General features: G+C 65.0%; 9 protein-coding genes. 6 read left to right on the top strand and 3 right to left on the bottom strand.

Features of this window, described 5'->3' with window-relative positions:
- The first annotated feature begins 50 nt into the window (after positions 1-50).
- Positions 51-1,070, top strand: a complete 1,020-nt coding sequence (locus tag IPL75_10815; protein ID MBK9240734.1) for a hypothetical protein — start codon at positions 51-53, stop codon at positions 1,068-1,070.
- 20 nt (positions 1,071-1,090) lie between these two features.
- Here IPL75_10815 and IPL75_10810 read toward each other — a convergent pair whose 3' ends face one another.
- Entirely contained in the window at positions 1,091-2,947 is a 1,857-nt protein-coding gene (locus tag IPL75_10810; protein MBK9240733.1) for a gamma-glutamyltransferase family protein, read from the bottom strand.
- Positions 2,948-3,216: 269 nt separating this feature from the next.
- On the opposite strand from IPL75_10810, the gene IPL75_10805 reads away from it, so the two are divergent.
- The 4 genes from IPL75_10805 (at position 3,217) to IPL75_10790 (ending at position 8,469) form a co-directional block, all read left to right on the top strand.
- A complete protein-coding gene (locus tag IPL75_10805; protein ID MBK9240732.1) occupies positions 3,217-3,627 on the top strand; it encodes a four helix bundle protein in 411 nt (136 codons plus the stop codon).
- 158 nt (positions 3,628-3,785) lie between these two features.
- Positions 3,786-5,825 (top strand): carboxypeptidase regulatory-like domain-containing protein, encoded by a 2,040-nt coding sequence (locus tag IPL75_10800; protein MBK9240731.1) that lies wholly within the window; start codon positions 3,786-3,788, stop codon positions 5,823-5,825.
- Positions 5,822-7,663, top strand: a complete 1,842-nt coding sequence (locus IPL75_10795; protein ID MBK9240730.1) for a carboxypeptidase regulatory-like domain-containing protein — start codon at positions 5,822-5,824, stop codon at positions 7,661-7,663. Before IPL75_10800 ends, IPL75_10795 begins: the two co-directional genes overlap by 4 nt.
- A 92-nt stretch (positions 7,664-7,755) precedes the next feature.
- Positions 7,756-8,469, top strand: coding sequence for a hypothetical protein (locus IPL75_10790; GenBank protein MBK9240729.1), 714 nt, complete (start codon positions 7,756-7,758; stop codon positions 8,467-8,469).
- A gap of 73 nt (positions 8,470-8,542) precedes the next feature.
- Here the strand turns inward: IPL75_10790 and IPL75_10785 are convergent, their stop codons facing one another.
- Together IPL75_10785 and IPL75_10780 are read right to left on the bottom strand one after the other, a co-directional pair.
- Positions 8,543-9,982: an NYN domain-containing protein gene (locus tag IPL75_10785; GenBank protein ID MBK9240728.1), complete on the bottom strand. Its 1,440-nt coding sequence runs from the start codon at positions 9,980-9,982 to the stop codon at positions 8,543-8,545.
- A 9-nt stretch (positions 9,983-9,991) separates the two neighbouring features.
- On the bottom strand, positions 9,992-10,627 hold the full coding sequence (locus tag IPL75_10780) for a peroxiredoxin (GenBank protein ID MBK9240727.1): 636 nt from the start codon (positions 10,625-10,627) through the stop codon (positions 9,992-9,994).
- A gap of 120 nt (positions 10,628-10,747) precedes the next feature.
- On the opposite strand from IPL75_10780, the gene IPL75_10775 reads away from it, so the two are divergent.
- The gene (locus IPL75_10775; GenBank protein ID MBK9240726.1) at positions 10,748-13,642 is read left to right on the top strand and encodes a DEAD/DEAH box helicase; all 2,895 of its coding nucleotides are present in this window, start codon (positions 10,748-10,750) and stop codon (positions 13,640-13,642) included.
- Positions 13,643-13,697: the final 55 nt, after the last annotated feature.

The following is a 13,697-nucleotide window of genomic DNA, read 5'->3' as shown; positions in this document are numbered from 1 at the left end:
CACTATCCGACTGATTTCCAGAACCCAACCCCCGTGTAGACTTGTGGCGCGTGACATCCGCGGCAACACATTATGACGTGTACGGCTTTCGCTTCAGCGTCCAGGCAGATTCGGCGACCGAGGCCATCGCGGGACTGGACAACGACTTCGCCCACTTCCGCTGCCCCGACACCGGCGACGGCGGACTGACACTCCGGCTCAGCCCCCAGGACCCGCCGTATGACGAGGTCCCGCCCCGTACGGCCACCGTCTATACGCCTCGAAACATTGCCTTCTCGGAAGGGCCGCGCACCTACATCGACTACAGCGGGAACTCCCTCGCCATCTACGATCGCTCCAAGCCGTCGTTTCGAATCTACTCGCGCAATCACGACGTCCTCTATGAGGCGTCGTATCTCTTTCTGCTCTCGCGGATTGGTGAATTCCTTGATGGCCGGCACCTCCATCGCATCCATGCGATGGCGCTGAGTTATCACGGCCGGGGCGTACTGGCGATTCTGCCCATGGGCGGCGGCAAGAGCACCCTCGTGGCGGAACTCCTGCAGGACCCGTGCTACGACTTCCTGTCAGATGACTCTCCGTTTATCGACACGGATGGGTCCCTGCGTGCGTTCCCGTTGAGACTCGGTTTTTTACCGGGCTTCGAAGCCTCGATTCCTCCGGAACATCTCCGAACGATTAACCGGATGGAGTTTGGGCCGAAGTCACTGGCCAACTATTCGTACTTCGCCCACCGGGTGGCGCCGAGGGCTGAACCAGGCATCGTGTTCATCGGCTACCGAAGCCTCGCGCGGGAGTGCCGGATCGAACTGGCGAGCACAAAGGAGCGCTACCGTTCCATAGTCGCCGACTGCGTCGTCGGCCTCGGCCTGTTCCAGGGTCTTGAATTCGTCCTCCGGTCCAATCCGTCTGAACTCGCCGGCAAGGCGAGGGTCGGCGTGTCACGGCTGAGGAACGCCCGCCGCCTGTTCGCCCGGTCCAAGGTCTACCGCCTCATCCTCGGCCGCGATCGTGAACACAACGCACGGACGGTGACGGAGTTGGTCAAGCGCGAACTGCCGGGCGACTAGGCTTCCCTCGGAGAGTTCCTTCAGTAAGCGCTCGCGTAACAATCGCGTCGCGGGTCGGCCCCTGCGATGCGCGTCCCCGTTCGAGGGTCGATCATGACGCCCGTGGCGCAACCACTGATGGAGAACGGCGGCACGAAGCGGACGTCATGGCCGCGCGCTTTGAGTGAATCGAGCACGGCCTGCGGGATGCCCGTTTCCAGATCGAGCCGGTTGGCGTCAATGCGGTGCGGCCAGAAGGATCCCAGGAAGTGGAAGGTCTGGATGCGCGGCAGCTCAAACGCCGCGTGCAGGTTGGGATACCAGGCCGATCGAAACTCGAGCACGTTCAAGAGTGCCTGCAGGATCGTCTGCTCCTGGTTGTCGCCGCCAGGCGTCCCCAGCGCGAGGAAGGGTTCCCCGTTCTGCAGGATGATGCTCGGCGTCAGCGTGTAACGCGGCCGTGACCGCGGCCGGATCTGCCCGGCCTTCGTCGGGTCCAACCAGAACTGTTCGCCACGCGTGGAAAGCCCCACGCCGGTGTTGCCCGCGATCACACCGCCGGTGATCCAGCCACCCGAGGGTGTGGCATCGAATACGTTGCCGTCTTTGTCGATGATGGCGATGTGCGTGGTGTCTTTCAGCGACGGATCGGCATCGCCAGGCATCGGCCGTCCACCTTCGATCCAGCCAGTTCCGTCAGTTCCGGCAGTTCCGCCAGTTCCGCCAGTCGCCCTCCAGAACGGCCACGACTTCACGGCTGGATCAAACGGCAGCGGATCGCCGGCAACCTGCGCGGCCTCGGCCTTCGCCATGTCGATCTGCGATGCGCGCTGCTTCGCGTAGGCCTTCGAAAGCAGCCCCGTGGCCGGCACGTCCACAAACGAGGGGTCGGCGTAGTAACTGTCGCGATCGGCGTACCCCATCTTGAGCGCCTCGGTCACCACGTGCAGGTAATCCGCCGAGTTGTGCCCCATCTTCTGCAGGTCGAACGTTTCGAGAATATTGAGCGCCTGAAGCAGCGTGGGGCCTTGGCTGTTGAACCCCTGTTTGTAGACCTGGTAGCCGCGATATGTCACCGAGGTGGCGGGCTCCACGCGGGCGTAGAACTCCGCAAAGTCCGCCTCGTCGAACGGCGAGCCGTGTTGCCTGAGGAAGGAGACGATCTCGCGCGCGATGTCGCCTTTGTAAAACCGATCGCGCGCGGCCGCGATGCCCGCAGCGCGTCCACCAATCACCGCCGCCCGTTCGGCGTCCACCATCTTCTGGAGCGTGGCGGCAAGGTCGGGCATCCGGATCGTGTCGCCCGCTTCGTATAGCGATCCGTCAGCCTTGAGCCACATCTTCTGATTGGTGGGCCACGCCTTGATGAAGTCCTGGTTGCGCGCAATGGTGGACGCGGTGCGCGGACGCAGCGGGAAGCCGTCGCGTGCGTACTCAATGGCGCGCGCAGAGACCTGTGCAAACGACAACGTGCCCCACTTTTCAAGCACTGTCAGTGCGGCATGCGGGGCGCCTGGCACGACCACCGGATCCAGCCCCGCGCCAGCCAGCGTCTTGTTGCGCGACGTGAACCAGTCAATCGTCGCGGCCCTCGCCGCCCACCCCTGCCCCACCACCGACGTCACCGCACGTTCGCTCTGCGGATACACAAGGACGAGGCCCTCGCCACCAAACCCATACAGGTCCTGCTCCACCACGCCGCCCACAAGCATCGCCGCCACACCCGCATCAAATGCGTTGCCACCCTTCTGCAGGATCTCGATCGCCACAGCGGTCGTCAGCGGATGCCCAGCCGACACGCCGGCGTTCCGGCCCATCACCGGCGGACGTTGCGCAGACAGGGACGGGGCCAATGCGAACACCAAGCTCAGCACGAACAGGGAACACGTTCGGGGCATGCGGGACATTCTACGCGCTGTGCTGGGTGCTGATGTGCTTGGTGCTGGGTGCTGCTGTGCTTGGTGCTCCTGTGCTGGGTGCTCGGTGCTGGGTGCTCGGTGCTCGGTGCTCGGTGCTCGGTGCTCGGTGCTCGGTGCTCGGTGCTCGGTGCTGACAGTTTCTGCCAGATCGCTGGTTCGGCTGGTACGCAGAAACTGCCATCTTCACCGAGCCGTTCGCAATTCCAGGCTCGTCTGCGCGTGGAACAGTTCATGCAGCTAGACCTGCTGTGGGCATCCGTTCTCATCGTGACTTACGCGCGTGGCAGCAGGCCGATGCCATTCGCCGTCGCGTTGTGGAGTTGTGCGCCCAGCCCGAAGTGAAACGGGACTTCGGGTTCTGTGACCAGGCAGATCGCGCTGCGGCGTCCGCGTGTCGAAACCTCGCCGAAGGGTTCTCTCGATATCGCCACCCCGACTTCGCCCGATTCGTCACGATCGCCCGCGCCTCTCTCGGTGAATTGCTCGACAGTCTCGACGAGGCACTCGCGAAGCACTACGTTGAGCGTCGGCAATTTGAAGACCTCGATCAAGCCATCAGGAAGGCCATGGCCTCAGCGAACGCTCTGCGCCGATACTTGCACCACTCGCCCACCCCAAAGGAGCACCTCTCCCGGCCCGTGACGCCCCCACGCAAGTGAACACCCGCACCGAGCACCCAGCACGCAGCACGCACTGCAGCACCGAGCACCCAGCACCCCAGCACCAAGCACAGCAGCACGCCAGCACGCAACACCCGACACCCAGCACCGCCCTTCGGGTGTAGAGTTTCCCCACCGTGAATGAATCGAGGTGTCCCATGCAGCGATGTGTCCTGCCGTTATGCGTCGTCGTCGGTGTGGCCGCCTTCGCGCTGACAGGCGCGCCAATGAGCGCAGCTCGCCAGGTGGGGTCCGCTAGCAGCCAGGGCGGTGGCCGGGGCGGCGATGTGACGACGTCGTTTACAACGCCCGAGGCTCCGGCAACGACAGGCACGGGTGCCATCAGCGGCGTGGTCACGGATGCGGCCACGGGGCAGCCGCTTCAGGGGGCGCTCGTGCAGCTCATTGGCGGTGGCACGGCGCGCGGTGCCGCGCCGCCACGAACACGGCAGCGTACTGACTCGCGCGGCCGCTACCTCTTCACGAAGTTGCCCGCGTCCGAAGCGTACGGCGTGAGCGCGGCACGTCAGGGCTACTTTGACGGCGCATTCAAGAGCGCGCCCGGCACGATGACCTCGTCACGCATTGACTTGCGCGATGGCCAGTGGCTTGCCAAGGTCGACGTCGCGCTGCAGCGGCCGGCTGCGATCACCGGCACGGTGCGCGACGAACGAGGGGAACCAGTGGTCGGCGTCCCGGTTCAGGCCCTGCTCGATGCGCGCATCGCGGGCCGCACCAGACGCGCGTCGGGGCCGTCGGCCGTGACTGATGATCGCGGTATGTATCGGCTCGGCAACTTGCGCCCAGGCCGATACCTCATTCACGTGCCAAACGTGCAGGTCACGCTTCCAGACGGAACGGCAGCCGTCGGACTGGCGGCCACGAACCCTTCCAGCACGCCCACTCCCCCACTCAATCTGATGCGCTCGACCGAAGCGGGCAGAAGCGATGGGTTGGGTGTACTCGTGGGCTATTTCCCAACGCCCCCGCCCGGAACCAGCGCGACGGCCTACCCGATGATGTATCACCCGTCCGCACGCTCGATGGACCAAGCAGCGCCGGTCTCGGTGGACTTCGGCGAGCAGCGGACGAATATCGACGTGCAATTGATGCTCGTCCCGTCGTTCCGAGTGTCTGGGCGCGTTCTCGGAACCGGCGAAGCACTAGCCAAACTCCCTGTGCGGCTGGTGCCGGTCGGCGCCGAAGACCTGGGCACCGGAGCGGAAGCCGCCTTGACCATGACCGATGCTGGGGGCGCATTTACCTTTCTGAACGTCCCGGTCGGGGAGTACACGGTTGTCGCCGCGAACACGCAGGGTGGCTACGCCTCCTCGAACAATGCGTCACGCGGTTTGCTTCCTGCGCGAGCCAACTTCTTCTCCGGCAGCATGAGTAGCGGAACGGTTCCAGGAGCGAACGGGCTGAACTACAGCGCTCGCGCCACCAGTGGCACCTGGGCTCTGGGCCGCGCGCTGGTGAGCGTCGGTGACCGGGACGTTCTGGATCTGGCCGTGCCTCTTGTGGCGGGCGTTGTGGTGTCGGGTCACTTCCTCTGGGATGGAAGCCCGTCGCCACCAGAGGCCGTTCGGAATGTCCCGCTCGTTCGCCTCGAACCAGCCGACGGCAATCTCGTTCTCGGGATACCCATCGGTGGAATGGGCCGCCTGCCGGACCCGATGGCGGCGCCACTGCCCTTCTCTTTCAATTCGGTCCTGCCCGGCCGATACACGTTCGGCGCCAATATTCTCGCTGCGAACTACGTCGTCGAGGCGATCGAATACGGCGGTCGCGACTTGTTGAGCACGCCGCTCGTGGTCGACGGCGACAAAGACATCACCGGCATCATCGTCCGCCTCTCGAGCAAAACGATGTCTGTCACGGGCTTCATCAGAAGCGCCGCTGGGGCGCTTGCCGATGGCGGCGCTGTGATCTTCTTTCCAACCGACCGCGCCCAGTGGCAAGACAATGGGATCACCGCGCAGCGGTTCGGCACGGCCAGCATCACGGCTTCGGGATCGTATCGAGCACCAACACTACCGCCGGGCGAGTACTACGCTGCCGCCGTACCCGACGCCGACCGGCAGCGCTCCCTGGACCCCGACTTTCTCCTTACGCTCATCAGCCAGGCTTCGCGCATCACGCTCTCGCCCGGTAGCAACATAACCCAGGACCTGCGAATGATCGTGGGTGGGCGATGATGCAACGAATGATCGGCGTCGTGGTCGTCGCGATCCTCGGGGCGCCTGCTGTCGGCGCTTTCGCGCAGCAGCGCGACCGGCCCGTCCCCGTCGTGGCGGCGGTCAAGACTGGGACAGCCGGAATCGCCGGCCGCATCACGCTAACCGCCGACGCCGACACTCCTGTCCGCCGCGCCGTGGTGTCGCTGACGTCTCCCGACGGCACCGACCATCGCAGCGTGGTGACCGACGATGAAGGGAAGTTTGCGTTTCGCGCGCTGCCAGCGGGGCGTTATGCGTTGAGCGCGGAGAAGCCCGCGCACCTCAAGAATAGTTACGGCGCGAGACGGCCGGGCCGACCTGGCACGGCACTCGTCGTGGTGGAGGGACAACAGATCAGCGATGTTCGCCTGACATTGCCGCGCGGCGGCGTGATTACCGGCAGGTTGACCACCACAGGCGACGAACCGATGCCCAACACTCCGGTGATGGCAGTTCCTGTCGCGCAGGCCACCGCTGGTGGACGCTCCACGGGGCCGGCCGAGTTCTCGACCGACGACCAGGGCGTGTATCGCATCTTTGGACTGATGCCTGGGGACTACCTCGTAGCCGCACTCCCGGCTGTGGGCAGAGGCGAGGTCGAAGATCGGAGCGAAGCCGAGTATGAGGCGATCGTGAGGGCGCTCGGCCAGGGGATCGTCATCACTGCTGCGCAACCGAACACGGCACCGGCTTCGCCAATCGCGACGACGGGGTATGCCCCGACCTATTATCCCGGCACTCCCGTTCCCACTCAGGGCCTGCCTGTCAGCGTGGCCGCCGGCGAAGTAAAAGACGGAATCGATATCCCGATCACGATGTTTCGGATGAGCACGATCATCGGAACCGTCATCGGCACCAATGGCGCACCGACGCGAGACGTGTCGATCACCACTGAGGGCGTTGGTCCAACGTTGCCACTTACCTCAGCCTTGAGCATTCGCGTCAGTGTTCCGGATGCCGAGGGCAGGTTCACTCTCTCCAACGTGCCTCCAGGCAGCTTGCGGGTCATGGCGCGCGCGGGCGGTGTCACCCGGAGTGCGGATGGCGCCATGCAGACCATCATGGGCGACAGGCAGACCGAATGGGCCGTGGCTGACATTGCGGTGACGGGTGAAAACATTGATGGCCTGACGCTCGCCTTGCGACCCGGATTGACGTTGTCGGGAAAACTGACGGCGCCTGGTGCAGGCACGCCGCCTGATTCATGGGCGGACACGCGCATCAGCGTGCAGCCTGTGCGACGGTCCGGCGGGAACGTGGTCATGAACGGAACACCGATGTCGGCAATGACGACACGAAGTGCTATGTCGGCGGCTGATGGCGCTTTTGTGGTGACTGGGATTCAGCCGGGCGACTTCGAGATCGTGGTGCAACCACCAGCGGCCCTGAGCGCGTGGAAGGTGCAGTCGATGATGCTAGGTACTCGCGACCTGCGCGACGCGCCGTTGACCTTCGAGGACGGAAACGTGGAAGGCGCGTCGATTACGCTGACCGACCAGCCCTCGATCGTCACCGGCACGCTCTCCGCCGCCGCAGGCACACCGGCCGCCGACTACTACGTGGTGCTGTTCCCTGCAGACCGGTCCCTGTGGCACCCGGCGTCACCGCGCGTGAAGGTAGTTCGGCCCGCAGCCGATGGTCTCTTCAGCGCGCAGGGCCTTCCGGCCGGCGAATACCGCCTCGCAGCACTCAGCGACGTGGAAGACGACGAGTGGAAGTCTGCGGCGTTCCTGGAATCCCTGCTCGGCGCATCCCTCGCGGTAACGGTCAAGGACGGTGCCACAACCCGCCAGGATGTCCGGATTCGGCTGCCGTAGTTCAGTGTCGCCCCATGGGCCCATTGGCTCATTGGCTGGGTGGCCCAAGCGTGTAGAATGACTGTTCCCAGTTTTTCCCAAGGAGTTTCGACATGCGAGCAGTGTATGTATCGGTGGCGGCGTTGGCCGTGACCCTGGCAGTGACAAGCGGTATGCAGGCGCAGCAGGCGGCCGCGGCTGCGCAGGACGCGGACCGCAAGGTCGTCGGTGGCGGCATCATGGCGGCAGGTTGGGCCGGCAAGGCCGACGGCGCGGGCAAGGTTGAAGACGCAAAGCTGGTGCTGGCCGCGGGCAAGTTCACCATCACGACCGGGCCGGCCATCAGCTACTGGAACCCGGCCAACACGGCCTCGGGCGACTACACGGTCTCGGCCACGTTCACCGAGCCTCAGTACATGAACCTCAATGACCACCCGCACCCGTACGGCGTGTTCATTGGCGGCAACGACCTCGGAACGGCGGACGCGAGCTTGCTGTATTGCGCGCCCTATGGTTCGGGCACGGTCATCATTCGCGGATTCGGCGGCAGCGTTGACGGCAAGGCCGTGACGTTCCAGATGAACGGGCGCCGCGGCGCACCGGCTGAATCGGTGAAGAAGGCCGAGAAGGGCCAGTCCGTCACGCAGGAAGTGGCGTGGTCGGTCAAGGGCGGTCGCGCCGAGTGCTCGATCAACGGCGCGGTGGTCGGCGGCTATGACACGGCCGAGCTCGTCGGGGCCGGCAAGCTCAAGTCACTCAACGGCGTCTACGGCATCCGCGCCGCACACAACGTCGAGGTCATCGTCTCCAACTTCGTGAAGAAGTAACAAATCGTCCTGGGTCCAGAGTCCAGGGTCCAGCGTTCCGAGTCTGCCGGACTCTGGACACTGGACCTTGGACTCAGGACTGCTTCTTTTTCCGCGCCGGCTTTTTCGCAGCCGCGGAAGCCCTCGGCTTGGCGGTCGCGCGCTTTTTCTTTGCGGGCGCGGCTTCGGCGGCCGCTTCGGACTCGACAGCCGGCGTCGCGTCCACCACTTCCACTACAGGCACTTCCACCTCGGCAGCCACCATCGCTGACGGCTCGTCCGACTCGGCTGCGGCGCTCACGTCGGGCGTCTGGGCCGACGGCAGTCCCGCGCTGCCGCTCTGGAACACGCGAATCACACCTTGGCGGTCGCGCTCCACGCGGAACGCGCCTTCCTTGTGCGATGCGCGCAGCAGATCGACGAGGGACCCGAATCCATAGGCACGTTCGTCGAACGGCGGCGTCTGCGCCCGCAGCACCTGCTTCACTGTGCGCAGATACAGCGGCCACTTGCGCACGTCGGAGGTCGTGATAATCCGATACATCTCGCTGACGCCCTCGGCGGGTGTGCCAAGCACCTGCACAGGGCCTGTCGGCTCCGCGCCCGTCTGTGAAGACGGCTGCGACGCCTGTGTCTGCTGCTGAGGCTGCTGCCCGCGGTCGTGCCTGTCGCGGCGGTCGTGCCGGCCCTGCTGCTCTGGTCGGTCAGTCGCCTGCGCCGATGCAGCCGCACCCGCTGGGGCCTCTGCCTCTCCCGCGGCGGTGACCTCTGACAGGTTCACGCCCTCGGCCGGCGCCACGAGCCAGCCGCCCTTGGCCTGATGCACACGCAACACGCCCGCCTTCTCAAGCTTCTGCGCAAAGTCGCGGAACGAACCTGCGCCGTAGTTCCGCTCTGAGAAGGTTGAGTCCAGCTGCAACAGCGTGCTCTTGAGCAGACCCAGTTGCGGGTCCACGTCGCGTTCGATCAGCACCTTCATCGCGCGTTTCACAAGCGGGATCACGTCACCCAGTTCTGCGCGCTCGCTCCTCGCGGCACGCGGCCCCGCCTGCCGGCGGCCGCCGCCAATGAGGTTCTCATAGGCGATGAACTCATGGCAGTTGCGCTGCATGATGATGCTCGTGAACTGCTGTCCGCCCACGACAAACACCTTCTTGTCGTACTGCTTGAGCTTCTCCACCAGGCTGATGAAGTCGCTGTCGCCGCCGACGATGACGAAGGCGTTGATGTGGGGATGGGTGAAGGCCATCTCCAGCGCGTCGAGGGCGAGGTTGATGTCGGCCCCGTTCTTGTCGCCGCCCGGCGTCAGGTTGCGCTGCACCATGCGGATGGCGTGCTGCGTGAGCGCACGGCTGTAGCCACCGGCGCGTTGCCAGTCGCTGTAGGCCATTTTGGAGACGACCTCGCCGCGCTCCTTGAGCGCTTCGAGCACGAGGCCGGCGTCAAACGCGGCCCCGAGGGTGTTCTTCACACCAATTTCGATGTTGTCAAAGTCGATAAATACGGCAATACGGAGTCGATCGGTCGTGGACATCTTCCTCGGTTATCTGTCCGGTTGCGGGGTGACCCGCAAGTAGGGCTTCTTGGTTTCGAAGCCTTTCGGAAACTTGGTTTTGGCGTCGGCGTCGGAGACGGCCGGCACGATGATGACGTCTTCGCCCGGCTTCCAGTCAGCAGGGGTGGAGACGGAGTATTTGGCCGTGAGTTGCAGCGAGTCGAGCACGCGCAGCAACTCCATGAAATTCCGGCCGGTGGATGCGGGATAGGTCAACGTGAGCTTGACCTTGTTGTCGGGCCCAATGATAAACACCGACCGTACGGTCTGCGTGTCGTTGGCGTTGGGGTGGATCATGTCGTAGAGATCGGCCACCTTCTTTTCGGGGTCGCCAATCATCGGGAAGTTGACCTGATGGCCGGTCACATCCTTGATGTCGCCTTCCCAGCGATGGTGGGATTCGACCCCGTCCACACTCAGGCCAATCATCTTGCAGTTGCGTTTCTCGAACTCGCCCTTGAGCGCGGCCGCGGCGCCAAGTTCAGTGGTGCACACGGGCGTGAAGTCCTTGGGGTGCGAAAACAGGATCGCCCAGCCGTTGCCTTTCCATTCGTGGAAATTGACGGTGCCTTGCGTGGTGTCTGCGGTGAAATCTGGTGCAACGTCTCCCAAGCGAACTGACATAGGGCCTCCTGTAAGCCTCTAACGATATCAAAGCTCGACAGATCGCGCTCGATCGCACATGATGGACGATTGCCGTCTTTGCCGGGCTTATTTGTGACGATTGATGAATTTTTGACCGAAATGGACCGCCAACTTCGGCGGGATGCGGAAGATGCCATGCCGCCGGGGGCGGGCCACCGCGTCGAATATCTGTTTGCCGTGGACCGCACGGCCACCCGCGAGGAAGGTGCCCTGGTGGTGCGCCTGCTGGCCCGTACGCGGCGCGCTGACGGCACGTGGGATCGCCCCACAGCGGCGGCCGCCGGCCCTCACGAGGCGCTGGCCGCGGCTCCCACAGACCGCCGGTTGCTCGCGTCGCTCCTCGGCGCCACGGCGCGTGAATCCGACCAGGCTGATCAACCGCGACCCGACAGCGGCCTGCGCTTCATCCTGCCCGGCGCCCTCGCACTCGAGTGGGTGCCGCTCGCGGCACGGGCCGGGCGCCTGATCCTGCGCGACGGCCCCGAGTCCACGTCCATCCGGCCGTTGCAGTGGGACGACGGACCGGTGTGGCGGTTTACGGTGGAGGCACTTCCAGAGGACGACCCTGAAGGCCATTGGGTGTCGGGCGTGTTGACCCGGCGCGAAGACCGGCTGAAGGTCACCGACCCGGTGCTGCTGCTGGAAGTGGGCCTGCTCTTCACGCACGAACGCGTGGCGGCGTTTGATCCAGGTCCATCGTTCGGCGTGCTGTCGTTGCTCCGCGCACAGGGCCACGTCCTGGTGCCGGCCGCAGACACCGCGCGTCTCGCGCAGATGCTCAACCGGCTGGGCGTGGATCCGGCCACGCTGCCCGAGTCGCTGATTCTTGCACCGCTTCGTGTGGCGCCGTCCGCCCGGTTGCATCTCATGCCGGTGGAGCCGCCGGTCGGCGCACCGGCTGGAGCCGGCCCGGCGCCAGCCGATTCGCACGTCGAAGCCACGCTGTCATTCGACTATGACGGCACCCACGTGCCGGCGGCGCCGGCCGAGACGTTCTTCGACACGGACCGCCAGCGAATCATCCATCGCGATCCGGAAGCTGAGCAGGAGGCGTTCGAACAACTGCTGAGCCTCGATGCAGTGCGCGCAACGCTCAACGATCCCGGCGCGTGGCGTGTGCCGGCGAAAGACCTGGGCGCGTTCGTCCGCACGTTGATTCAGGAAGGCTGGCGCGTTGAAGCCGGCGGAGTGCCCTATAAAGCGGCAGGCCCCGCACGCCTCACGGTGACTTCGGGTGTGGACTGGTTCGACCTCACGGCGGTAGTCCCGTTCGGCAACGCGTCGGCCTCACTCGTGGAGTTGCTGGCGGCGCTGCGCCGCGGGGAAAAGACCATCACGCTCGGCGACGGGTCGGTCGGCATGCTGCCCGACGAATGGCTCAGGCGGTATGCGCCTCTCGCCGCGGCGGGCATCGAAAATGACGACGGCTCGATCAGGTATCAGCCGTCGCAGGCCGCGCTGCTCGACGCCATGCTCGCCGCGCAGGCCGCCTATGCGGACGTCCAGGTAGACGACGCGTTCGCGCAGATGCGGGAGCGGCTGGCGACATTTGACCGCGCAGAAGCGCTGGACCCGCCGGCGATCTTCACGGGCACACTGCGCAGTTACCAGCGGGAAGCCCTCGGCTGGATCCAGTTCCTGCGTCACTTCAGGTTCGGCGGCTGCCTTGCGGACGACATGGGTCTGGGCAAGACGGTCACCGTGCTCGCGGAACTGGCGCGGGTCTCCGACGCCCGGGCAAATGCTCCGGAAGAATCCCGCGGCCCTCGACCATCGCTGGTCGTCGTGCCGCGATCCGTCATCCACAACTGGATGAACGAGGCCGCCACGTTCACGCCAACACTGCGGGTGCTCGACTACTCCGCCAGCGACCGTCGCCTGGTCGAGGGACACATTGGGGATTACGACCTGGTGCTTGTCACCTACGGCACCGTCAGGCGCGATATCGAGCGGCTCAAAGACGTCGAGTTCGAATACGTGATTCTCGACGAAGCGCAGATGATCAAGAACGCCGCGACCGTGGCGTCCAAGGCCGTGCGGCTGCTCAAGAGCCGGCATCGACTCGCGCTGTCGGGCACACCCATTGAGAACCACCTCGGCGAGTTGTGGAGCCTGTTCGAGTTCCTCAACCCCGGGCTGCTCGGGCGGTCATCGATGTTCCAGCGCGCCACGTCCGCGTCGCAGCCCGATGCCGACACCGTTGCTCTGATCGCGCGCGGCCTGAAACCGTTCCTGCTGCGCAGGACCAAGGCGCAGGTCGCGACCGAGTTGCCAGCGCGCACCGAGCAGACGCTGACGTGTGTGCTGACGCCACGCGAGCGCGGGTTTTATGACGCGCTGCGCCGGCACTATCGCGACTCCCTGCTCTCGCGCGTCTCGAAAGTCGGTCTCGGGCAATCGGGGCTGCAGATTCTGGAGGCGCTGTTGCGCCTGCGCCAGGCGGCGTGTCACCCAGGGCTCGTCTCTCCGGCACGGCAGTCCGACCCGTCCTCGAAGCTCGACCTGCTCCTCGAGAACCTGCGCGAGGTGGTGGATGAGGGCCACAAAGCGCTGGTGTTCTCGCAGTTCACCAGCCTCCTGGCGCTCGTACGGCCGATGCTGGACCAGGCGAAGATCACCTACGAGTATCTCGATGGCAAGACGCGTGACCGCGCCACGCCCGTCACGCGGTTTCAGGAAGATTCGTCGTGCCAGGTGTTCCTGGTGAGTCTGAAGGCCGGCGGCGTCGGCCTCAACCTGACCGCAGCCGACTATGTGTTCCTGCTCGATCCCTGGTGGAACCCCGCCGTGGAAGCACAGGCCATCGACCGCACACACCGTATCGGCCAGACGAAGGAAGTCTTCGCCTACCGCCTGATCGCGGAAGACACGGTGGAGGAAAAGGTCCTGGCGCTGCAGCAGACCAAGCGCGCGCTTGCCGAGGCCGTGCTCTCAGCCAACCCGGTCGGCCTGCGCGGCCTCAGCACAGACGATCTGGATTTGTTGCTGTCGTGACACGGAACGGGAAACGACCTCAGAGGTCGTTTTCACGCTAGCACCCACGAAAACG

The organism is Acidobacteriota bacterium, from assembly GCA_016716905.1.
Taxonomy (GTDB): domain Bacteria; phylum Acidobacteriota; class Vicinamibacteria; order Vicinamibacterales; family SCN-69-37; genus SYFT01.
The sequence above is the reverse complement of the archived record's forward strand: the minus strand, read 5'-3'. Positions and strand labels throughout refer to the sequence as shown.

What these genes read in the sequence shown, in the direction of transcription:
- IPL75_10800 (MBK9240731.1), top strand. Translation starts at nt 3,786, where the DNA reads ATGCAGCGATGTGTCCTGCCGTTATGCGTCGTCGTCGGTGTGGCCGCC.
- IPL75_10790 (MBK9240729.1), top strand. Translation starts at nt 7,756, where the DNA reads ATGCGAGCAGTGTATGTATCGGTGGCGGCGTTGGCCGTGACCCTGGCA.
- IPL75_10810 (MBK9240733.1), bottom strand. Translation starts at nt 2,947, where the DNA reads ATGCCCCGAACGTGTTCCCTGTTCGTGCTGAGCTTGGTGTTCGCATTG.
- IPL75_10775 (MBK9240726.1), top strand. Translation starts at nt 10,748, where the DNA reads ATGGACCGCCAACTTCGGCGGGATGCGGAAGATGCCATGCCGCCGGGG.
- IPL75_10780 (MBK9240727.1), bottom strand. Translation starts at nt 10,627, where the DNA reads ATGTCAGTTCGCTTGGGAGACGTTGCACCAGATTTCACCGCAGACACC.
- IPL75_10795 (MBK9240730.1), top strand. Translation starts at nt 5,822, where the DNA reads ATGATGCAACGAATGATCGGCGTCGTGGTCGTCGCGATCCTCGGGGCG.
- IPL75_10785 (MBK9240728.1), bottom strand. Translation starts at nt 9,982, where the DNA reads ATGTCCACGACCGATCGACTCCGTATTGCCGTATTTATCGACTTTGAC.